The organism is Chryseobacterium sp. OSA05B, from assembly GCF_019970065.1.
In the GTDB taxonomy this organism is placed as follows: Bacteria; Bacteroidota; Bacteroidia; order Flavobacteriales; family Weeksellaceae; genus Chryseobacterium.
The window spans coordinates 1-21,863 of record NZ_JAHXYH010000006.1 but is presented as its reverse complement, the minus strand read 5'-3'; the positions used below and the strand labels follow the sequence as shown (position 1 = coordinate 21,863).

Genomic DNA, 21,863 nt, shown 5'->3' with positions numbered 1-21,863 from the left:
TATAATCTTTTACTTATTGATTATTAATATTGTAATTTGAATATAATGTTCTTATTTATATTATTAATGATTTATGATTGGCGAAGGCTTAAAAGTTGTATTTCCTAAAGGGCACACAAGTCTAAGGATATGAAAAATTTAGTTAAAAATTTTGCGGCAATTTTTTGCTTAGTGTCGATTGGTACCTATTCCATGAATAGCAGGGAATTAAATGAAATTCCTCCCTCGTATAGATATACGGAAAGATTAGTGTCAGCAGGTGATACCTTACGGAAACTTGGTAGCAGAGAAGCAGCTCAGGACTGGACAAAAGCTCCCAACAGCTATGTTTTTGATCCCGGACAAAGTAGTGAAGGCCTTCTGGTTCCGGTACGAAAAGCCTACGCCATGTGGGCAGAAGATAAATACGTTAAAGCTGGCGGAATTCCTGCCGGTACGGTAACAGCGGATGTATTGTGGGAAGATACCCACGGTCTCATCAAATCAGGAACGGGCTATGCTCTCGAGATTCTGGATTCTAATCAGAATGCCAAAATAAAAGTTCCCATCAATAAAACCAAAAAAGGAAATGCGGTCATTGCATTAAGGGTAAACGGAGAGATCTACTGGAGCTGGCATATCTGGGTAACTGATGATCCCGGTAACGGATCAACTTACAAAAGCTTTAGCAATATTACAAGAATGAGGGCCAACGGAACTGTTGAGCCCATTCCCGATGCGGAGTGGGGATGGATGGACCGTAATCTCGGTGCTTTGAGCAGTTCCATTACCTCCTCAGACTGGAACAGAAATATAGGATTGCTCTATCAGTGGGGAAGGAAAGACCCGATGCCACCCTTGGTAACGAGAGGGAATGATTTTTATGAAGTCTCGGGTTCCGTGGGGAGAGTTAGACACAGAGCAGCGAAGAACTTTAACGGTGCTGTAAGTATCGATAACCTCACGAAGTTCGTCACATTAGCAAATGCTGAAGTGATCGGGAATATCAGGCTTTCAGTGAAAAATCCGTTAAGTCTGATCTATGTAAATAAAGATGACAACAGCAGCCAGGCCTATTATAATAACAATCCGAATCTTCCTGTCAACTGGTTTGGGCGTTTCTCAGAAATGGGGGATGGAAGGCTTTCGGAGCTTAATCTTTGGTCTGACAATTCCCGGGGAATGATCAATGATGACTATAATAATGACGGCAGCGCACAGCCATACAGGGACAAGTCACCTTACGACCCGTGCCCGAACGGATGGAGAGTGCCCTCAATGCTTGTTGCCAATTTAGGTTCTCAGTCTTATGCAGATGATATCAGGGTAGATTTTTCTCCTTTTGGGGTCAGAACCAATATGGCTAAAAACGTTTTTGAAACGAATAAATACCATATCATAAAACCTACCGATGCCGGTGTCCCTTCATTCATGACCGGATTCCGGGTTTATCCCAACCTCGGTTTTGATCTTTCTAATGTAGGCGGGTTCAATATGGGCATGTTTCCGGGGACAGGACAGTTGATCAGGGCTGCACATGAAGGACAGTATACCGACCAGCATCATGTAGCTTTATGGACCGCTACGATGAGCAGACATTTTGATGGATCTCCCACGGTACTTACAAGAGGACTTTATATGATCCCCGACAAAGGGCAGCCGGATGTTCCTGATCCTGCTTATCCCAATATTAAAGGAAGATATACGTACATGCCAATGTCCGGAATGTATACCTCCGAAGCCAATGGCTGCCGATGTATCAAAGACCCGCTTTATGTTGTGAATAAATATAATTTCCCTTCTGAATATTTAGCTCCGGCTTCAGAATACGGAGAGGGCATCAATAATCCCAATACTTATCAGGCTGTTAAGAGTACTCAATCTTTTACAGTAGAAATTCCTGTAAGCAAAGCATTTTCAGTTCAGAGTCAGTTACTGAATAACCAGGGAATTCTGAATCCTTCGAGTTTCAGCAATTTAAAAGCAAACGTGCTGTGGACGACCAATACCGCTTTGATCAATAAAATCAGTGTGTTTAATCCTTCACCGTCTTCACTTCAAAGCATCAGCAGCTCAAAAATTTCAGTGGAGATCAGACCCAATCAAAGCGGAAATGCTGTGGTAACACTTCATAACGGAAGTATTACATCTCCGCTATACTGGAGCTGGCATATCTGGATCACGGATTCTGCTCTTGGATCCTTTAATTATACCACAGAGCTTCCGTCCATTGAGGCGGTGAATTATGTGAATTATGTGAATAAGGCAGATGTTGTTCTTCAGACAGAGTTCATGGACAGAAATTTGGGTGCAACAGATGTTTTTCCGATGGTGGGGAACGGACTTAGTCCCACTACTGCAGAGCTTGCCAAAATCAGATCTTCGACAGGAATGCATTATCAGTGGGGAAGAAAAGATCCGATTCCTACCTTTCAGTACGCAGATAACAGAGCTTCCTATAATATATTTTTAGGAGCAGCGGCAGATAACGGAACAGTGACCTATACAACACTTACTCCTGCTACTTATAATAATATGTCAGGAAATTATATAGTTCCTTACAGTACGTATGCAGCGGCTTCCAATGCACAGAGTACAGACAGACCGGCAGAAAAAATAGCGAAAGTACTGTCGTACTCCGTTAAAAATCCTTTGGTATATATGATTCCGAGTTCTTTTGCCCCCTATAACAGTGCAATGCCGAATTACACCAATGGAACGGACTGGCTGGCCAATGAACCGAATCTTGCTCCGGACCGATGGGGAAGAGGAGGGAAGAAGTCTCCTTTTGATCCATGTCCTGAAGGCTGGAGAATTCCGGATATTACAAGCTCTGCTTTGATCTCGAACCAGGATTTTGGACAGTCGCCATGGTATAAAAAAGATAAAAATGCAGCCACTTTTTATAGTGTAACCACAGATTATTCAGGAACAAGGGTGAGAAATCCTTCTACAACATCCACCATAGGATATATGTTTAACGGTCCTAATTACACGGTAGGAAATTTTCCCGATTCAGGATCCCGCGGATTCAGAAGTGTTCTGGCGAATCAGTCTCCGCAAGGAACCTTCAATACAGTAAATTTCCAGTTTCCGGGTGTATGGACGGGAGCCTTGGCGGCCAATTATCTGGGAAGATCCATTAATATTTTATTTGATGCAGCATCTACATCCAACCGTTTCATTGCTTTTCATGATAATAATGATCCGTATTTCGGAACAAGCTGCCGATGTGTAAAAATGAAATATGATTCCGATGGAAATGAAGCCGGCCCTATTCCGAAATTACAGGTTACAGCCTTAGCATCAGGAAAAGGAGCGGAAATTTTAAGCAGTGTTGAGGTGAAAGAAAAAGTAAGTGAGAACAAGATCACTTTATTCCCGAATCCGGTAAAAGATATTCTTTATATCGATGCACCGGAAAAAGACGGATACTTTTATCAGATCTATAATATGTCCGGACAGCTGGTAAGATCCGGCAAGTTTGAAAACGGGAAAACAGATCTTTCTGCCCTTATTTCAGGAATATATTTGGTAAGAATCAATAATTCTGAAAAAATTGTGAAAATCATCAAACAATAAAACTTAAAAAAGCAATAGCAGAGCAGAATAGGGTTTCCTGTTCTGCTTTTTTATGCCTTCCATATACTTTGCATCTATCAGCATTGGTGAAAAATTCTATATCATTTATTTTATAAGCGCTGGAATTTGCCCTAAACCGTACGTCCTAAAGGACTTGATATCTATTAAAATGCCCTCGGGAAGGCCTGTTAAACGCATCTAAATATTAAATTAAACTGTTTTAACAAAAAGTATATAATAAAAAAGCTTTACTTTTGCAAAAAATTTTTTTAGAATGTCGAAAAATTTAGTAATCGTAGAGTCCCCGGCAAAAGCAAAAACTATTCAGAAATATTTAGGGAAGGATTTCGAAGTGAAATCGAGTTTCGGACACATCCGTGACCTTCCAAAAAAAGGAATGGGAATAGATCTTGCCACCTTCAGTCCTGATTACGAAGTTTCGGCTGATAAAAAGAAACTGGTAACAGAATTAAAGGCCGCAGTAAAGAAAGCAGAGATGGTATGGCTGGCTTCCGATGAGGACCGCGAAGGGGAAGCTATTGCATGGCACCTTGCAGACGAGCTGAAATTAAAACCTGAAAACAGAAAAAGAATTGTTTTCCACGAGATTACTAAAAATGCCATTCTGAAAGCCATTGAAAATCCAAGAGATATCGATCAGAATCTTGTCAATGCCCAGCAGGCAAGAAGAGTTCTGGACAGAATCGTAGGTTTTGAAATGTCTCCGGTACTCTGGAAAAAAGTAAAACCGGGTCTTTCTGCAGGAAGAGTACAGTCTGTAGCCGTAAGATTAATCGTAGAGAGAGAAAAAGAAATCCGTGAGTTTGTTCCGAAAGCGAGCTTTAAACTGGACGGAATCTTCTTAAATAAAATCGAGCAGGAAATTTCTGCTAAACTTAAAAAAGACTTCGAGAAAGAAGAAGACGCAGAAAAATTCCTTGAAAAAGCAAAGACTACAGAATTTAAAGTTCTGAATGTGGAAACAAGACCGGGAACACGTTCTGCATCTGCACCGTTCACTACTTCCACATTACAGCAGGAAGCTTCATCAAGATTAGGATATAATGTAACCAACACCATGCGTCTTGCCCAAAGGCTGTATGAAGAAGGATATATTACCTATATGAGAACGGATTCCGTGAACCTTTCCCAGGAAGCTATCGAAGGCGCAAAAAAACAAATTACATCAGAATACGGCGCTGAATATTCTTCACCAAGAAATTACACCACAAAATCTGCATCGGCACAGGAAGCTCACGAAGCGATCCGTCCCACTGATTTTGCCGTTAAAAGTATCGGTGATGCCCAACTGAACAGATTATACCAATTAATATACAGAAGAACGCTGGCTTCTCAGATGGCGAATGCTAAAATTGAGAAAACAGTGATCGAAATAGGAAATGCATCACTGCCTCAGAATTTTGAAGCACAAGGTGAAGTGATCATTTTTGATGGTTTCCTAAAAGCTTACGGAATTGTAAAGACAGAAGATGATGATGAGGAAAACAATGAAAAGTTACTTCCTAAAGTAAGTGTAGGTGAAATCTTAAGTTATAAGAAAATCACAGCTTCAGAAAAATTCACGAGACCAAGCGCAAGATATACGGAAGCAGGTTTGGTGAAAAAGCTGGAAGAATTGGGAATTGGACGTCCGTCTACTTATGCGCCAACGATCCAGACCATTCAGAACAGAGAATATGTGGATAAAAGAGAGATCGATCCTCACACCCGTGAGGTGGTGAGAATGTCTCTTACAAAAGATAAGATCAAAAAAGAAGTTCTTGAAGAAAAATTCGGGGGCGACAAAAATAAATTTATCCCTACAGATATCGGTGAGGTTGTAAATGACTTCCTGACGGATAACTTCAAAGAAATCCTCGACTACGGATTTACAGCAAGAGTAGAAGAAAGTTTTGACGAAATTGCCAACGGAGATCAGAAGTGGAAAGAAATGATGACCACTTTCTATTCAAAATTCCACCCGAGAATTGAAGATGTAGAAGAAAATGCAGACAGAGCCAATGGTGACAGATTGCTTGGAGTAGATCCGAAGACCGGTAAAAATGTTCATGCAAGAATCGGAAGATTCGGAGCGATGATCCAGATCGGCGAAACGGAAGATGAAGAAAAACCAATCTTTGCTTCACTGATGACAGGGCAGAATATTGCAACCATTTCTCTGGCAGAAGCACTGGAACTTTTCAAATTGCCGTTTGAACTGAGCGCATTTGACGGGCAGCCTGTTTCCGTGGGAGTGGGGAGATTCGGACCTTATGTGAAATGGGGCGAAACATTCATCAGCATTCCGAAAGGAGAAGATCCACTTTCAGTAAGCCAGGCGCGTGCAGAAGAGATCATCAATGAAAAGAAAAAAGCTGATGCACCGATTGCTTCTTATAAAGGAGATCCTGTAACAAAAGGAACCGGAAGATTCGGACCGTTTATCAAATACAAAGATCTGTTTATCAATGTTCCTAAAAAATACAATTTTGATAATCTTTCTCAGGATGACATCAATGAACTGATTGATGCTAAACTTGAAAAAGAAGCCAACCGATACATCCAGCAATGGGAAAAAGAAAAGATTTCTATTGAAAACGGAAGATGGGGGCCATTCGTGAAATTCGGGAAAGCCATGTTCAAAATACCGAAGAAAAAAGACGATACCAAATATGAATCTGAAGAGCTGAAAGATGTGTCTCTGGATGAGGTGAAAAAGTGGATCACGGATCAGGATAAAAATGCTTTTGCAGAGAAAAAGAAGCCGGCCACTAAGAAACCTGCTGCTAAGAAAACAACTGTTGCCAAAAAGCCAGCCGCCAAAAAGAAGTAATATTAAAATAAGTATACAAAGCCGTTAACAATATGTGTTGACGGCTTTTTTTATCAACAAAAAGCGCCACAGCATATGTACTTGCTGTGGTTTTTTTGTATGTTTGTTCGGTAAAGCAATTAATAAACTAACATTTTCTCAAGTTTTCAAATTAAAAATATGGATTTTGAAGATTTTATCATTTCACCAAGAAATTTCAAAACGGAAAGCTGGCAGATAGGCAGCAGGATCACGAAAGATATCAAAGAAGACAGCATTGTTCTTCTCTTTGTTTCGGATTATAGAGGTGCGGGCGGCGATGCGGAAGTTCAGGATTTTACAGCGGTAAGGAAGGAGTTTTATAAACTTTCACAGCTGGATTTTGAAATTCCTGTCGTAGATCTTGGAGATCTCGTTTCCGGAAAATCTGTTCAGGATTCCCATTATATTCTGCAGGAGGTTTTGTCGGCATGTCATTACAAAAGAGCTCTTCCGGTGATCATCGGGGGATCCAATGACTTTGCTTTTTCATTGTTTTCCACATTGAATTTTCATAAGAAAAATATCAACTATACCCAGATCAGCAATATTATTTCCCTGCAGCAGGGTGAGCAGATTAATGAACATACTTTTTTAGGGAAAATATTAGGTTCCAAGAATTTCTCGATTAAAAATTACCATCACTTAGGCTATCAGAAGCATTTGAATGAAGCAGATTCCATCAGACTGATTAAGGAAGTGCAATTTGACATCGTCCGCCTTGCTGAAATGATGAATTCTACTGAAAAAACAGAACCTTTCTTCAGGAAAACTGACCTAGTGACACTGAACTGTGATGCGGTTGAAAGTTTCAGTGAACCGTTTTCTATGAATCCTCAGGTCAACGGATTGAACAGAAGGGAGATTTGTGCCTACATGAAAGAAATAGGACTGAGTGAAAATTTAAAGTCTGTCGGGATTTTTAATTATAATATTTATTCGGAAAACCAACTGAATCACCAGTTACTGGCTCAAATGATCTGGTATCTGATCGAAGGAATCAATATCCAGCGGTCTCATCCCAGAGAAAGACATTATGAGCTGTTCTATGTTTTGATAGATGATGATCAGTATGCCTTCAAACGGGATACTTTCAGTAATTTATGGTACTTCGGAGATGATGACAATATCGAAAACTGCATTCCATGTTCCAAAAAAGATTTTGAAGAAGCAAAAAGAGGAACGCTTAATCCCAGGCTGACCTTTTAAGTATACACAAGATGAAAAAAAAGATTGTTTTAAGTATTGTTCTGTTAGCCGGAGCCTTCTGCTTCGTTTATTTCTGGAATAAATACGCTTATGCCGGTGAAGAAAATTATTTTTCGTCCGTCACAAAACCCGAACAAGGTTTACAGATCGGTATTATTGGTGACAGCTGGGTGGTGCGGCAGAACCTGGATTCCCTTTTAAGCAGGAAGTTGTCTGATCAGGGCGTTCATGCAGAGATCTATTCATCCGGAAATCCGGGTGCGAAGACCAAAAGGATCTATGAAAACCTTTTTAAAGAGGATGGTGAAGAATTTTCTTCCAAAAAAGTGATTGAAAAAAAACCTGACTACTGTATCGTTATTGCCGGGGTAAATGATGCAGCGACCCATGTAGGACCGGATTTTTACACCCATCACATGATGATGATCATTAAAACACTGCTGCATTATAACATTAAACCGGTTGTCGTTTCTATGCCGGAGTTTGGAGTAGAAGAAGATTTTAAAAATAAAAATATCATTAGCGGATTTGGCAACAAAGGTGCTGAGCTGGTTTTAAACGGAGGTGCAGCATTTAAAATACAGGATTACAGAAATGCTCTCCTTGAAGATCTAAAACAGAATGGTCTGGATCAGAAAGTCGTCGTGTTAAATTTCGACGAGGTGACCAAAGATTATGAGAAAGACCGGAACCTGTTCGGAGATCCTCTGCATTTGAATAAGCTGGGATATCAAAAGTTCAGTGAATTTTTAGCAAAAGGAATTGTTAATTTAACAGGTAAAAGATGAAGGTTTCAATTATAGTTCCCGTATATAATGTCGAAAATTATCTGGCCAAATGCCTGAATTCTCTGGTTCACCAAAGTCTTCAGGATATTGAGATTCTCGTCGTTGATGACGGGAGTAAAGACGGTTCCGGACTGATCATTGAAGAATACGCCCGGAATTTTCCGGATAAAATAAAGGCTTTCAATAAAGAAAACGGAGGCTTAAGCGATGCCCGGAATTTTGGTCTGGACAGAGCTTCGGGAGAATATATTGGTTTTGTAGACAGTGACGATTATGTGACTGAGACCATGTTTGAAGAAATGGTACAGCTTGCAGAAAAACATGAATCCAAAATGGTGATCTGTAATATCCAGAAAGTGGATCAGAATGGAAAAGTAACCCAGAAACTGACGCAGATTCCCAATATGACTGAAAAGATAGTACTGAAAGATCATTTTTCCGTTTTTTCAGATCTGAGTTATTTTGCCTGCAATAAACTGTTTAAAAAAGAGCTTTTCGATCATAAAAGATTTAAAAGGGGAGTTCATTTTGAAGATATTCAGCTGATTCCACAACTGCTTCTTGAGTGTGAAGTGGTGGCTCAGACCCAGAATTTTCATTATCAGTATCTGGAGCGCACGGATTCCATTACAAAAACCCACACAGAAAAAGGGCTGGATATCCTGAAAGCCGTAAAAGATGTAGAATCTGCATTCGAAAAATCTGGATATTCCCATAAAAGGAAGGAACTGAAAAATTTTCAGATATTTGAAGGGGTATATTCATTTCTGGCTTATGTGGCTTTTGTGAAAAATGAGGAGACTTTTAATAAAATGGCCGATGAACTGGCTGTTTTTAAGCGTGAAAGGAAAATAAATATTCAAGATATATTGAACTATAGTCGTTTTGGTAAGAATTATCTTTTATCTTTGCCAGTGAAAAAAAAGATTTTTTATCTGTTATTTTTTGCCGGACAAAAGAAGCTGATAAGAAAAATGTTATAACACAAATGATAAGTACAATTATTTCAGTCATCACTAAAACTTTGACAGAAAGCCTTTTATGAGGAATCCTGATGAGTTTTATCAAAGACGTTGATGATGTGCTTGATAAAAAAAAATGAAGAATTTTGAATTGTTCTTAAGCGAATCAGGAATTTCTATTTTTTATGTGAAAATAGGATTAGGTTTTCTGTTTGCTTTTTTAATTACCTTTTTCTCCATACCCACCATCATTAAAATATCCAGAAGAAAGAATCTTATGGATGAACCTGGAGTAAGGAGTTCCCACCTCAGAAAGATCCCCAACCTTGGCGGGATTGCCATCTTTTACTCGATCGGAATCAGTGCATCAATCTTTGCCTATGAACTCTTTGATCTCTACAAATTTTTATTCGCCTCATTAATTATCCTGTTATATGTCGGGGTGATGGATGATATTGTCGTGATGCGGGCCTATAAGAAACTTGTGGCACAGATCGTTGTTTCATCACTGGTTGTCATAGGATCAGATATAAGGATCAGAAGTTTATTCGGAATTTTCGGGATATATGAGATGAATTATATCGTGAGTGTGCTGTTCAGCATTGTTACTTTTATAGTTTTGATCAATGCTTTCAACCTGATCGACGGGATAGACGGACTCGCCGGAGGATATTCCGTGATCTGCAGCGCCATGTTCGGAATAAGTTATTACCGACTCGGGGAATATAATTACCCGTTGGTGGTTTTATCCGCGATCATTATAGGCACCGTCCTCGCATTTCTCTATTATAATTTATCGAATTACAGGACCAATAAAATCTTCATGGGAGATACCGGATCAATGCTTCTGGGTTTCCTGCTGGCTTTTACATCCATCTGTTTCATCGATATTTTCATTGATAAAGAACTTCCCAATGTTCCGAGGTATCACCTTCAGTCGGCACCTGCAGTAGCGGTAGCTATTCTTATTCTGCCAATCGTGGATACTTTAAATGTGATAATTGTAAGACTGTGCAATAAAAAATCGCCTTTTGACGCTGACAAAAACCATATCCACCATAAATTACTGAAACTGGATCTTACCCACAGACGTTCCACATTTTATATCATTGTGTATTATCTTATGATCGTTACCGTGGCTTATTATTTAAGACACCTTAATATAAATCTTTTACTTCTAATAATCGTTTTATTAGGTTTTTTTGGAGCTTATCTACCAGATTTGATTTATCATTTACGAAATAATAAGAAAATAACAATTTAATTTTTACTTTTGCAAAACATTCAAATATGATGAAGAACTTAAAGTATTTATTTTTACTATTACCCTTTTTTATGACATCCTGCATCACCAAAAAAGATGTAAGGTATATGCAGCCGAGCGAAAGCCTGGTCATCAATGAAGAAGGACTTATTCCCTACAATATTCCCGTTTACCGAATTACAAAAAACGACATCCTTAATCTCAACATTGTGACTACTCCCAAGGGAGATGCTGCTCAGTTTTATTCATCTTTGAATACATCCGGAGGAATAGGGGGTGGTGCTAATCCCACTGCATTAGGATCAGGTGTTGGCGGCTCTGCTACCGGTGGAAATATGAACTTCTATTTTAATGGTCTGAAGGTAGATTCCAAAGGAGACATCAATGTTTTCGGAGTAGGATACGTGAAAGCGGAAGGAAGAACAGTGGAAGATATTACCCAGGAGCTTCAGGAAAAAGTAAATGAAAACTTTCAGGAAGGAAAAGCGGAAGTAAGACTGAATACGAACGGAATCACTTATTATATTTTGGGAGATGTGGAAACCACAGGTCTTTCAGGTGAAAAAGTAGTTCATAAAAATACGCTGACGATTACAGAAGCATTAGCTATTAACGGAGGTTTGAACAGAACCATTGACCGTAGAAATATCGTTATCCACAGAAAACTTCCGGAAGGAATCAAAAAGGCAAGAATTGACCTTACCCGTGAAGATATAATGAATTCGCCTTTCTACTACGTGCAGAATGGGGATGAAATCTATCTGAATACCAGAGGGAAAAGCTTGAACGGATTTGGAAAAGATCCGGTACAGACTTTAACCACCGGAGTATCGGTGATTACTACAGCACTATCTATTTACCTGCTTCTTAAAAATCTTTAACCATGATTCCAGAAAGAGACAACAAAGTAGGGAAAAGCGAACCCCAGAAGGAAAAGTACGGATCGTTTGCATTATTTGATATAGAACATTTCCTGAGAAGAATACTCAAAAACTGGTATTGGTTTGTGTTTATGCTGTGTATCGGATATGTCGTTTCGTGGGTATACAGTAAATACTATGCGCAGAACATTTATGCTTCAAATCTTTCTTTGAGCGTATCCAACAATACTTCCAGCTATTTTACCCCCACGCAGTCTATCAACTTTATCTGGGGACAAAACGGAAATCAGGACGGAGTTTATCTGAAAAAAATGCTTTTATCCAGATCTCATAACGAGTTTTTGGTGAAAGAGCTGGATCTTTTTGTGAACTACTCTACGAAAGGAGTGATCAAATCCACCTATATTGATAAGACAGATTCACCGATCTTTATGCAGATCGATAAAAAACATCTGCAGCAGATCAATTATCCAGTGACTCTTATTCCCAAAGGGAAAGACATGTATGAAGTAGTTCTTCCTGAAGAAGGTCAGTCTACCAATCTATACAGTTATGAATCAGAAGGTTTTCAGTCAGTTAACGAATATGCCAAACCTGCCAATAAGATCATCAGAGTCAATGAATGGTACAATTCCCCGAATCTGAGATTCAGACTGGTTAAAAATACAGAGACCCCTAAAATAAAAGTGGATAATATTATTGTAACACTTAATTCTGTGAACCAGAGTGTTAATGATATTGTTTCTACCATATCCGTAGAATTTGACAAAGAGATCGGGACGATCATGATTATTAATAAAAAAGGATTTAATCTTAACAGTACCGTTAATTTCTTAAATAAATCAGTTGCAGAGCTTCAGAAGAAAAGACTGGCTGACAAAAATATTGTCAATAAGAATACAGATGTTTACCTGCAGGCCAACATCGATAATATCCGCAAAAAACTGGATTCCAGTGCGGCGGTCCTGAACTATTTAAAAACTTCAGAAAAACTCTACAATATTAAAGACAGAGACGAGAAGTCTTTGGATAAAATAAAAGAGCTTGAAGGAAAAAAAGCTGATATCATCAGTAAGATCAGTTCTCTGAATAATATTAAAACTACGTTGCAGACGCAGGACTTCGATAAGATGATCAGCACCAATGCTGCCGGTTTTGAAGACGGCTTCTTTTCAGCGACAGTTACGGAACTTAAGGCGCTGTACACAAAGAAAAGAGAGATGGCTACCATTTATAAGCCCAATTCAGAGCCGATGAAAGAAATAAACAGGCTGATAGATGAAGCAAGATCAGGCTCATCGGGTACTTTGAGAAATTATTATACGAGATATTATGATGAGATCAATAAGATAGACCGACAGGTAGCAGATGCCAATTCCGATTTGAACTCATATCCGGAAAAAGAAAGAAAATACCTGGATGCAGAGAGAGGATACAATATGATAGAAGCTACCTACAATAGTCTTTTATCCAGACAGAATGAAGCGCAGATGAAAGTAGCGACCAATCAGTCTGACATTACGGTGATTGACCCTGCGAAGAATCTGGGTCAGGGCGCGATAGGGCCGAATGTGAAAGCAATCAAGTTTGGAATTATTTCCGGGTTGTTGCTGTTGCCGCTACTATTCATCCTTATCGGAGAAGTTCTGGATAATAAGGTAAGAAATATCAAAGAATTGCTTAGTGCAACGAAGATCCCGCTTCTGGGGGTGATTGGAAACAACAGCAACGAGAATATGCTTACTGTTCTTGAACAGCCTAAATCTTCAGTATCAGAAGCCTTCAGAGGAATACGTGCCAGCATAAGATTCCTGATGGACAACAAAGAAGAAGGAAAAGGAAAAACGATTCTGATAACCTCTTCAATTGGTGGGGAAGGGAAAACCTATATTTCCATCAACTTGGCTTCCGTAATTGGACTGAGTGATAAAAAAACAATCCTTCTGGGGATGGATCTTAGAAAACCAAAGATCTTCGGTGATTTTAAAATTGATAATAAATATGGTATCTCGAATTATCTTACAGGAGAAGTAGATATTGAGCAGATCATCAACAAGACCAAAATCCCGAACCTGGATGTTGCTACTTCAGGGCCGATTCCTCCCAATCCTTCAGAACTTTTGATGAGTGAAAGAAACATCAAATTTATTGAAGAGCTGAAAGAAAAATACGATTTCATCATCATAGATTCCCCGCCGGTAGGTCTGGTAGCAGACTCTTATGAACTGATGAAGTATTCTGATGCCAATATTTATGTAGTGCGTCATGAATATACAGAAAAATATATGCTGAAAATGATCACGGAGAAATACCACCAGGGAGAGATTGATCATCTGGGATTGATATATAATGATTATAATACGAAGCAGGGATATGGATATGGCTACGGATATGGTTACGGATATGGATACGGCTATTTTGATGAAGACAAAAATTATAAAGAACCGTTACTGATTAAAATACGAAATAAGGTACAGGCAATATTTAATAAAAAATAGCGTTTTAAACCCTCAGCAAATGGGGGTTTTCTTATACTTTCAGTATTTGGAATCTAAGGAAAAAAGAATATTTTTGGCACTTTGCCGTTTACTTTATAACAAATTATGTTTTTTTGTTTATTTTTAACTATACATTAAGAATATCATTAATATAAAAATGTTTTATATTTGCAAAAATTAAATTTTAAAATAACCATAAATCCATATTCTTTTATGAATAAAAAATTATTGTTTAGCTTTCTTGCCTTCCTTGGAATGGTAAGTGTTAAAGCACAAAGAAACGAATTGGGAGTTCGTCTAGGGATGAGTAACCTAGTAGGGGACATCGGAAGGACCAATTATATTTTACAAAAGCCGTTGGATTTAGACAGGATGTCAGAATGGGGATTCCCGTTTTATGGAGGTTTATTATATAGATTTAATTTTAACCCGCACCAGACCGTGAGATTGGACTTGGGTTACAATCAGGTTCAGTTCAGCGATAAAGCTGCGAAAGAAGAATACAGAGTAAATAGAAACTCTTATGGAAAAAATAATGTATACGAAGCGAGTTTAATGTTCGAATACAATCTTTTCCCTGTTAATAATGAGCAGGTAAGCATGGTAAGTCCATACATCTTCGGAGGTATCGGTGCTTTGATGTTTGATGCTCCAAAGGCTGATCTTGTGAATGACTTCAGAAGAGATGCAGACGGAGTGGCACAGGCTCCTCTTAATGAACTGGATTTTAAAAGTACTCCGGTATATACATTAGGAAAAAAAGTAACAATGCATATCCCTTTTGGGGTAGGTTTAAAATATAAGTTCAACCATAATTGGGCTATATTTGCAGAAGCTACGTTCAGATATACAATGACAGATCAGCTTGATCATAGCAGATTAATGTCAAAAGATGTAACATCCAGCTTTAATGCGGATATTCTGGATCCTGCTACCGGTGCTTCACTGCTGCAGTCCGGAAACTATTATGCAGTTTCTAAAGAAAGAGAAAAAGAACTTCTTAACAAAAGAAATATAGGGGATGACAGGTCTAAGGACTGGATGAATACTTTTAGTTTAGGACTTACCTATTCATTCGGAAGACCTCCATGCTATTGTGATTAATTAATATGTCGTTGATTAAAGATAAAATAAATTCTGAGAATTTACCGAAACACGTCGCCATCATTATGGATGGCAATGGAAGATGGGCAAAAACTCGTGGCGAAGAGAGAACCTTCGGTCACAAGAATGCCATTAATGCAGTAAGAAATGCCATTAATGCCTGTAATGAGATTGATATACCTTATTTAACACTGTATACATTTTCTTCTGAAAACTGGAGCCGTCCGGCAGATGAAGTAAGTACACTGATGAATCTGTTGGTGGAAACCTTATTGCTGGAAGCTGAAGAAATCTTTAGCAAAGGCCTCAGAATGCATGTTATAGGGAATCTCGAAAAGCTCCCTCTCCTGGTGAGAGAACAGCTGGAACGTGTAGTAGAGCTTACAAAAGAAAACACAAAAGGGAACTTAGTGCTGGCAATAAGCTACGGCTCACAGAACGAAATACTAGATGCCGTAAAAAAAATCAGTTCTGACGTGAAAGAAGGACAAGTTGATGTGGAGAATATTGATGAAAAATTATTCGAAAGCTACCTTTATACAAAAGACTTTCCTCCTGTAGACCTGCTGATAAGAACCAGCGGAGAAATAAGAGTAAGTAATTTCCTCCTCTGGCAGATTGCTTATGCGGAACTACAGTTTTTAAATGTCCTATGGCCCGATTTCACAAAAGATATTTTCTTCCAGTGTATTGTTGATTATCAAAACAAGGAAAGAAGATACGGATTAACCGGCGATCAGATAAAAGCCCAATAAATTTAAAGAAAAGAAAGACTCGATAAAATGAAGTTTAGACTATTACCCATCATAATGTTTGCTGCTTCTGCGCATTTTTATGGACAAGTGACTCCTCAGGACAGCACTAAAGTAAATAATGCTGTACATGCAGAAAATGGCACAGGCACTTACACGCTTAAAGACATTGTTGTAGATGGGGTAAAAAAATATACGCCGGCTCAGATCTTAAGATTTACAGGCTTAACAAAAGGCGAAGTTGTAGATATTCCGGGACAGAAAATCAGCAATGCTGTTAAAAAGCTTTGGGATACCCAGTCTTTTTCAGAAGTTGAAGTGTATGTTCAGAGTATTGAAGGGCAAACCGTAGTGTTAAGATTCTATCTGGAAGACCTTAAAGAACTTGGTGAAGTAAAATTCGCAGGGAAAGGGATTGGTAAATCTAAAAACGAAAAACTGATAAAAGACAATAATCTGAAGCCAGGAACAAAGATCACCCAAAACCTGATCTCCGGCCTTAAGACAAAAGTCCCTAAGGATTACGTGAAAAAAGGTTTTGCCGACGCTAAAATTACGATTCAGGATAAAGTAAACGCAAATGATCCGTCTATGGTAGACTGGACCATCAATGTAGAGAAAGGGAAAAGAATAAAAATTGACCATATCGAATTTGAAGGCAACGAGAGCGTTACAGATGCCAAGCTTAGAAAAAAAGCATTCAAAGAAACCAAACAGAGAAGATTTGGTATCGGCGGAATTCTGAAATCTTCTAAATTCATTGAAGAAAAATATCAGGAAGACAAGCAGAGTCTGGTAAGCTATTATAACTCTTTAGGATACAGAGATGCTACCATTGTTTCAGATTCTGTATGGAGAAATAAAAGAAATAACTACGAGATCAACGTAAAGCTTAAAGAAGGTAAGAAGTATTACATCGGAGATATTACATTCACCGGAAATACAGTGTACGCTACAGAGCATTTACAGAGATTATTAGGATATAAAAAAGGAGATATCTACGATGCCGTAGGTTTCAATAAAAAAGTAGGAGAAGACGGGGGTAAGGAAGATGACTCAGATATCAAGTCTGTGTACATGAATAACGGTTACCTTTTCTCCAGCGTTACACCGGTAGAAAAATCGGTATCAGGAGACGCGGTAAACCTTGAGATCAGAATTACTGAAGGAGAACAGGCAACCTGGAACAAAGTAACGTGGCAGGGGAATACTACTACCCATGACCATGTGGTACTTAGAGCCCTGAGAACAAAACCGGGAGAGCTTTTCAAAAAGACAGAGATCAAGAGAACATACTTTGATCTGGCAGGAATGTCATTCTTTGATCCACAGCAGGTAGGTCAGGATATCCAGCCTAATCAGACGGATAATACAGTAGATATCAACTGGAAATTAGTTGAAAAAGGTTCTTCTCAGGTTCAGTTACAGGCAGGTTACGGTGGTAACAGCTTTATCGGTACTTTAGGACTTACGTTCAACAACTTCTCTCTGAAAAACTTCCTTAAGTTTAAAGACTTCAGACCAGTACCTCAGGGAGACGGGCAGACCTTGTCTATTCAGGCACAGGCTGGACAGTATTTCCAAAACTATGGAATTTCATTTACTGAGCCATGGTTGTTTGGAACAAAACCAACGGCTCTTTCTGTAAGTTTAAATACTTCCAGAGTAAAATATAACGATAGCAGTGGAAATGACCAGAAACTTAATATTTTCTCGGCATCAGTAGGTCTGAACAGACTATTAAACTGGCCAGATGATTATTTCTCACTGTACACAGGGATTCAGTTTCAGAATTATAAATTCAGCAACTATCCTTTCCAGTTTGGAGATACCACCGAATATTATGGTGATGCCAATAACTTAAGTCTTAACTTAGGTTTAAGCAGAAACTCTGCAGGTCTTGACCCTATTTTCCCGACAATGGGTTCAAATATTGAGCTTTCCGCGAAAATGACTGCACCTTACTCATTGTTCAGCAATAAAGATTACTCTACAATGTCACCGGTGGATAAATACAAGTGGATGGAATTCTATAAAATCAAGTTCAAAGCCGATATCTATAACGAGATCGCTGGAAAACTGGTATTAAGATCTTCTGCTGAAATGGGATTCATGGACGGATATAACAAAAAACTTGGGGCTCCGCCATTCGAAAGATTCTACGTAGGAGGTACCGGTTTATTCGGAGGTAGATATGACGGTCGTGAATTGATCCCTTTAAGAGGTTATGAAAATGCTTCCACTTATGGAGGTGAAGCAGATGATATTACACAAAGAGGAGGAGGAACAATTTATAACAGATTTACGTTAGAATTAAGATACCCGATCTCTATGAACCAGACCGCTAAGATCTATGCACTTACTTTCGCTGAAGGAGGTAACGTGTGGAATAGCTGGAGCGGATACAATCCATTCCAATTGAAAAGATCAGTAGGGGTTGGAGTAAGAGTATACATGGGTGCTTTTGGTTTGATCGGATTTGACTTTGCTTATGGATTCGATAAGACCGTTTCAGGCACAGAACCATCCGGATGGAAAACTCACTTCCTGATGAACCAATCATTATAATTCATAGATATGAAGAACTTTAAAATCATTTTCACATTTGTATTGTTCCTTCTTTTTGGGTTTTCAAACGCTCAGAAAGTAGGGGTGGTAGACACAGGCTATATTTTAGATAAGCTGCCTCAATACAAAGAAGCTGAAGCAAGATTAAATTCCCAAATCGATACCTGGCAGTCAGAACTTCAAAATCTGCAGTCTGAGTACGAAAGAAAAAAAGCGGCATTTGAAAGTGAGAAAGTATTGTTGATAGGAGACCAGCTGAAGCTTAGAGAAAAAGAAGTAATGGATCTTGAAAAGAATATCAAAACGACAACAAGCTTGCGTTTTGGAGTCAACGGAGAAATTACAAAACTTAGAACAAATCTTGTAGTGCCGTTCCAGGATCAGATCTGGAATGCTATCAAAACGATGGCTGAGAAAAATGGATTGGGCACGGTTCTTGATAAAACCGATAACAATGTGCTTTTCCTTTTGCCAAGATATGATTATACAGAAAAAGTATTGACCATCTTATTAAAGGGAACTACATCTGATAAGAAAGAAAAATCTAAAAGCAAAAAGTAAATCAATTAACTTTTGCTTAAATTTACAATCTAAAAACAAATTAAATTATTTATTTTACCAATTATGAAAAAATTAAGTGTATTATTTGCCGCGATAATAATGGTTGTGTCGGTAAGTATGGCAAAAGCTCAGAAATTTGCTACTGTTGATGTAATGGGGGTTCTTAATGCAATGCCGGAAAAGAAGAAAGCAGACGCTGATATAAAAACTTTCTTGGATACAAAACAATCTGAGATCAAGAAAAAAGCAGATGCAGGTCAAGCTAAATTGAAGCTTTATACAGAAGAAGCTCCTAAGAAAACAGCTGACGAGAACAAAGCTAGAGAAGGAGAATTACAGAAGCTTCAGGAAGAAATTGGACAAATGCAGGAAAAAGCGGCTAAAGATTTAGAAGCTAAGAAGGATGTAGTTTTTGGACCAATTGAGAAAAAATTGAATGATGCGATCGAGAAAGTAGCTAAAGCTAACGGATACGAATTCATCATGGATGCAAACTCTCCGGCATTTGTTTACAGATCAGGAGCTGATGCTACAGCAGCTGTTAAGAAAGAATTAGGGATCAACTAATAAATTAACAAAGTTTTATAAATTAACCGCCTCTTTTAGAGGTGGTTTTTTTATTTTTGCGCTATGGAAAAAGAAGTATCAACAACCGTAAAAGTTAGGTTCAGCGATTGTGATCCGATAGGACATTTAAATAACGTAAAATATCTGGATTATATGTTCAATGCCAGAGAAGATCACGTAGAAACATTTTATGGATTTACCTATGAAGAATACACCAAAAAAACAGGATGTACATGGATAGCCATTCAGAATGAGATCGCTTATCTGAAAGAAGTGAGATACAATACACAGGTTGTGATCAGCAGCAAGACCATAGAAATACAAGACAGAACAGCTAAGGTGGAAATTTTAATGAAAAGCCTGGATGAAAAAACAGTTCATGCCGTGCTATGGGTTACAGTAATCTATTTCAATATCAAAACAAGAAAATCAGAAATCCATCCGGAAGATATAAAAGAAACGTTCCATAAGTTCTATGTAGACCTTGAACAGAAAGATTTTCAGCCTAGAGTGAAATTTTTAAGATCTCAAAACGCAAAAAATTCTTAATAAAGAAAAATAAACCCTTATTATAAAAGTGAATATTTTCTTTTAACACTACATTTGATAAGTAAAATAATAAAATTGCAGATGAAAAAAATAGCCGTATTAGGAAGCAATGGACAGTTGGGGAACTGTATCAGAAAAATTGCACCTGATTATGAAAATTCATATGAGTTCATATTTACAGATTCACAGACCTTGGATATTACAGACGAAGATCAAGTCAGTGGTTTTTTTTATGACAACAAACCGGACTACTGTATCAATGCCTCTGCATATACAGCAGTTGATCTTGCCGAGAAAGAAAGTGATAAGGCTTTTGCGGTCAATGCTGATGGAGTGGGATATTTGGCTCAGGCTTGTACAGATCACAAAAGTATCCTGATCCACATTTCCACCGACTACGTTTTTGATGGAGATACAAATCTTCCATATTCAGAAGATGATTTCACCAGCCCGACGGGAGTATATGGGGAATCGAAAAGAAAAGGAGAGGAACTGGCTTTGGAGATCAATCCGAAAACCATTGTTTTAAGAACCTCCTGGCTCTACTCAGAATTCAATAAGAATTTTGTTAAAACAATGCTGAACCTCTTTTCTCAGAAAGAAGAGCTTGGAATTGTTGCCGATCAGTTCGGTCAGCCTACCAATGCTAATGATCTTGCAGAAGCGATCATGGATATCATTCAGACTTCAAACAAGACCTTTGGTATTTTTCATTTTTCAAATTATCCTGAAACAACATGGTTTGAATTTGCAAAAAAGATCGCAGCATTTTCAAACGCTTCAATACAGTTAAATCCTCTTACTACAGAACAGTATCCTACGCCTGCAAAAAGGCCGGCCAGAAGCACCATGTCTTTAGATAAAATAGAAGAAATTTACAGAATTGAACCAAAACATTGGGAAAACAGTCTTGAGGAATCTGTCAGAATACTAACACAACAATAATTATGATAAAGAATCTCACCGTTGCCTTTTCCTTATTCTGTGCCCATTTGTGTACCGCCCAGAATGTATACCTTTCAAAAGTTGAAAAAACAAATGACCACACAGACAAGTTCCTGTATCAAAAAACAGAAGCTACAGTAGGTGCAGAATATCTGGGAGAAATTGAAGTTCAGGGATTCTCAAATGATGACGCTGCTATTTTTTCATTAATATATAAGAAGGCAAAAGAAATTGGAGCCAATACATTTTCATTTAAGCCTTTTGAAAACATAGATGGAACTCCGCAGTCCCTCAATCCGGCAAACTATAAAATTGCTTTATACTATACTCCTAAAGAAAATTTGACGGTACAGAAGGGGATGTTGTATGTTTTTGCTTCATCAGATAAAGATCAGAAGATTAATATCAATAAGAAGGACTATATATTGACACCAAGATCTTACCTGACTCTGAATATCATTCCCGGGGAAATCTATACCATTTCAACCAAAAAACTTCTGGGCTCTACAATTAAGGTTCAGCCAAAGACAGCCGATGAAAACTTATATTTCCAGGTTTCTTCGTTAAAAGTAAAATCTGATACATCAGGAAGCGGCGGTTTAAATCTAAAATCCGGTGATATCATAGGTCTGGAAAAGTCTTATGCCGAGTTTTTGAGCGTTATCTATGAACATACTAAAAGGTAGAATCACTACCACAGAAAAGGAAAGCGAAAAAATTAAACATTAGTTTAAAATTTTTCACTCTGCATACCAGTCGTTTATGATTAAATCTGGGTTCTTCATGAATTTTATGTTAAATAA

Annotated in this window: 16 protein-coding genes; all 16 read left to right on the top strand. The window is 38.2% G+C overall.

Features of this window, described 5'->3' with window-relative positions:
- Positions 1–129: 129 nt before the first annotated feature.
- Positions 130–3,561 carry a T9SS type A sorting domain-containing protein gene (locus tag LC419_RS19915; RefSeq protein WP_223608988.1) on the top strand — a complete coding sequence of 1,144 codons (3,432 nt, stop codon included), beginning with the start codon at positions 130–132 and terminating at the stop codon, positions 3,559–3,561.
- A 274-nt stretch (positions 3,562–3,835) separates the two neighbouring features.
- The gene (gene topA, locus LC419_RS19910) at positions 3,836–6,394 is read left to right on the top strand and encodes a type I DNA topoisomerase (protein WP_223608987.1); all 2,559 of its coding nucleotides are present in this window, start codon (positions 3,836–3,838) and stop codon (positions 6,392–6,394) included.
- 159 nt (positions 6,395–6,553) lie between these two features.
- The gene (locus LC419_RS19905) at positions 6,554–7,621 is read left to right on the top strand and encodes a formimidoylglutamase (protein WP_223608986.1); all 1,068 of its coding nucleotides are present in this window, start codon (positions 6,554–6,556) and stop codon (positions 7,619–7,621) included.
- 11 nt (positions 7,622–7,632) lie between these two features.
- On the top strand, positions 7,633–8,409 hold the full coding sequence (locus tag LC419_RS19900) for an SGNH/GDSL hydrolase family protein (protein ID WP_223608985.1): 777 nt from the start codon (positions 7,633–7,635) through the stop codon (positions 8,407–8,409).
- A complete protein-coding gene (locus LC419_RS19895) occupies positions 8,406–9,392 on the top strand; it encodes a glycosyltransferase family 2 protein (protein ID WP_223608984.1) in 987 nt (328 codons plus the stop codon). Before LC419_RS19900 ends, LC419_RS19895 begins: the two co-directional genes overlap by 4 nt.
- A gap of 115 nt (positions 9,393–9,507) precedes the next feature.
- A complete protein-coding gene (locus LC419_RS19890) occupies positions 9,508–10,635 on the top strand; it encodes a glycosyltransferase family 4 protein (protein ID WP_223608983.1) in 1,128 nt (375 codons plus the stop codon).
- Between the two features lie 26 nt (positions 10,636–10,661).
- Positions 10,662–11,516 carry a polysaccharide biosynthesis/export family protein gene (locus tag LC419_RS19885; protein ID WP_223608982.1) on the top strand — a complete coding sequence of 285 codons (855 nt, stop codon included), beginning with the start codon at positions 10,662–10,664 and terminating at the stop codon, positions 11,514–11,516.
- A 2-nt stretch (positions 11,517–11,518) separates the two neighbouring features.
- Complete coding sequence (locus LC419_RS19880) at positions 11,519–14,014, top strand: exopolysaccharide transport family protein (RefSeq protein ID WP_223608981.1); 2,496 nt, start codon at positions 11,519–11,521, stop codon at positions 14,012–14,014.
- Positions 14,015–14,227: 213 nt separating this feature from the next.
- Positions 14,228–15,118: a DUF6089 family protein gene (locus LC419_RS19875; RefSeq protein ID WP_223608980.1), complete on the top strand. Its 891-nt coding sequence runs from the start codon at positions 14,228–14,230 to the stop codon at positions 15,116–15,118.
- 5 nt (positions 15,119–15,123) lie between these two features.
- Positions 15,124–15,873, top strand: a complete 750-nt coding sequence (gene uppS / locus LC419_RS19870; protein ID WP_223608979.1) for a polyprenyl diphosphate synthase — start codon at positions 15,124–15,126, stop codon at positions 15,871–15,873.
- A 27-nt stretch (positions 15,874–15,900) separates the two neighbouring features.
- Entirely contained in the window at positions 15,901–18,438 is a 2,538-nt protein-coding gene (gene bamA, locus LC419_RS19865; protein ID WP_223608978.1) for an outer membrane protein assembly factor BamA, read from the top strand.
- A 9-nt stretch (positions 18,439–18,447) separates the two neighbouring features.
- Positions 18,448–18,999 carry an OmpH family outer membrane protein gene (locus tag LC419_RS19860; protein WP_223608977.1) on the top strand — a complete coding sequence of 184 codons (552 nt, stop codon included), beginning with the start codon at positions 18,448–18,450 and terminating at the stop codon, positions 18,997–18,999.
- Between the two features lie 63 nt (positions 19,000–19,062).
- The gene (locus LC419_RS19855; RefSeq protein ID WP_223608976.1) at positions 19,063–19,566 is read left to right on the top strand and encodes an OmpH family outer membrane protein; all 504 of its coding nucleotides are present in this window, start codon (positions 19,063–19,065) and stop codon (positions 19,564–19,566) included.
- A gap of 63 nt (positions 19,567–19,629) precedes the next feature.
- Positions 19,630–20,115 carry a thioesterase family protein gene (locus LC419_RS19850; RefSeq protein WP_034727029.1) on the top strand — a complete coding sequence of 162 codons (486 nt, stop codon included), beginning with the start codon at positions 19,630–19,632 and terminating at the stop codon, positions 20,113–20,115.
- A gap of 66 nt (positions 20,116–20,181) precedes the next feature.
- Positions 20,182–21,060 carry a dTDP-4-dehydrorhamnose reductase gene (gene rfbD / locus LC419_RS19845; RefSeq protein ID WP_368734506.1) on the top strand — a complete coding sequence of 293 codons (879 nt, stop codon included), beginning with the start codon at positions 20,182–20,184 and terminating at the stop codon, positions 21,058–21,060.
- Between the two features lie 2 nt (positions 21,061–21,062).
- On the top strand, positions 21,063–21,746 hold the full coding sequence (locus LC419_RS19840) for a hypothetical protein (protein WP_223608974.1): 684 nt from the start codon (positions 21,063–21,065) through the stop codon (positions 21,744–21,746).
- Positions 21,747–21,863: the final 117 nt, after the last annotated feature.